The organism is Spongiibacter sp., assembly GCF_041602295.1.
GTDB lineage: Bacteria > Pseudomonadota > Gammaproteobacteria > Pseudomonadales > Spongiibacteraceae > Spongiibacter.
In genome coordinates this window covers 1-1848 of the sequence record NZ_JBFIGO010000195.1, presented here as the reverse complement: position 1 = coordinate 1848, position 1848 = coordinate 1, and the positions used below count along the sequence as shown (strand labels likewise).

Sequence of the window (1848 nt, the reverse complement as noted above, 5' to 3'; positions counted from 1 at the left end):
GCGAGGAGGCGCATTATAGAGCCGCCCCCGGCAGAGTCAACACGTTTTTTGAAAAGTTTTTAAAGCCCTTCAAAACCCGGTACTGCCGCCCCGCTTAACTCTTCAACAAACCCTTCAGCTACTGGCTGAAAGCCCTGTCTCCCTAAGCGAGGAGGCGCATTATAGAGACGCCCGACACAGAGTCAACACGCTTTTTGAAAGAAATCACAAAAACATTTCAATCGATCAAACAGCAACCAGAAAGCGCTCAAAACACCGGCAAGTCGATCAACAAATGGCCAACGGCGCCAGCCCTAGCGGTGAATAACAGCTCAATTCCTCCTATCTTATTCAAGCATAAGTTTTGGATCCGCGCAGGCGACCGAGAAAAAGACACAAAATGATTACGCCATAGATAAAGGCATCGAGGTAACTGGATCGCGCCTGCCAAGCAATATGCAACCACGCCAGCAACATCAGCGGGTACATCAGCCGGTGCAGACGCCGCCAATTAGCGCGCAACGCCCGCAGCGAGCGGTCGTTAGAGGTTAAGCCCATCGGCACCATCAGCAACCACGCCGCAAAGCCGGCAATAATGTAGGGGCGCTCCGCCAACTCTTCGAGCACGACCGTCCAATCCCAGGCGAATAGGAATGTCGCCACAATTAATAGGTGAAGGCTCACGTAAAACCAACTGAACAGCCCCATCATGCGGCGATAGCGCAGCAGCGACGACCAGCCCAACCAGCGGCGCAGCGGTGTCACCGCAAATGTCAGCAGTAGCAAGCGTATCGCCCACTCACCGCTGAGATGTATCAAGCTTTTTACCGGGTCGGGCCCCAGCTTGTCCGCAGCAACACTGTAGGCGATCAACACTAACGGCAGTAGACAGAGCACGAAGACCAGCGCCTTGCCGTGGCGCCGCAATGCATCTAGCGGTGCGAACATAGAAAAGTCCATCTATATAGAGGGGCGCAGCTTACCGCCCAGCATGACTGCCGGGCAGCGGCCACATTTAATAATAGCGGCGAAGATCCATACCCTTATACAGCGCGGCAACTTGCTCGCCATAACCGTTAAACATCTGGGTCTTGATCCGATTAGGCGCGAACAGGCTACTCGGCAAGCGGCGTTCATAGCGCTGACTCCAGCGCGGATGATCAACCTGCGGATTCACATTCGCATAAAAGCCATACTCACTCGGTGCCAAGCCCTGCCAACTGGTTTTAGGCTGGCGCTCGGTAAAGCGGATTTTGACGATCGACTTGATGCTTTTAAAGCCATATTTCCACGGCACCACCAGGCGAAGCGGCGCACCGTTCTGCTTGGGAAGCTCTCTGCCGTACATCCCCACACTCATTAGCGTCAGCGGATGCATTGCCTCGTCCATGCGCAGGCCCTCCATCTAGGGCCAGTCGATAGTCGAAAATGCCGAGCGCTGGCCGCGCATTTCGGCCGGCCGGTACAGAGTTTCAAATTGGAGGTATTTCGCCTTACTCGTCGGCTCAAAGCGACTAATCAAGTGACTGAGCGGAAAACCCAGCCAGGGGATGACCATCGACCAAGCTTCGACGCAGCGCAGGCGATAGATACGCTCTTCTATATCAACGGCTTTCAGCAGGTCTTCCAGATGATAGCGGCCCGGCTTGGCAACCTCCCCAACCACCGCTACCGACCAAGGGTCTGTCGTCAAGGCATCGGCATACTTCGCCGGGTCGCCCTTATCGGTGCCGAACTCATAGAAATTATTGTATCGGCTGGCGTCAGCGAAAGGCGTCAGCGCCTCATTGGTGTAAAAGGGGTTATCAGCACGGCGATCAGCCCCCCGGAATGGCAACGCTGGTGATGGCGCCGCCAATGCGACATGGG

Annotated in this window: 1 protein-coding gene and 1 pseudogene; both read right to left on the bottom strand. The window is 55.3% G+C overall.

Features of this window, described 5'->3' with window-relative positions; genetic code table 11:
- Positions 1 to 330: 330 nt before the first annotated feature.
- Positions 331 to 927 carry a sulfite oxidase heme-binding subunit YedZ gene (locus ABYM29_RS15615; RefSeq protein ID WP_372865715.1) on the bottom strand — a complete coding sequence of 199 codons (597 nt, stop codon included), beginning with the start codon at positions 925 to 927 and terminating at the stop codon, positions 331 to 333.
- Positions 928 to 994: 67 nt separating this feature from the next.
- Positions 995 to 1837 (bottom strand): annotated as a pseudogene (gene msrP, locus ABYM29_RS15610) (protein-methionine-sulfoxide reductase catalytic subunit MsrP).
- Between the last annotated feature and the right edge of the window lie 11 nt (positions 1838 to 1848).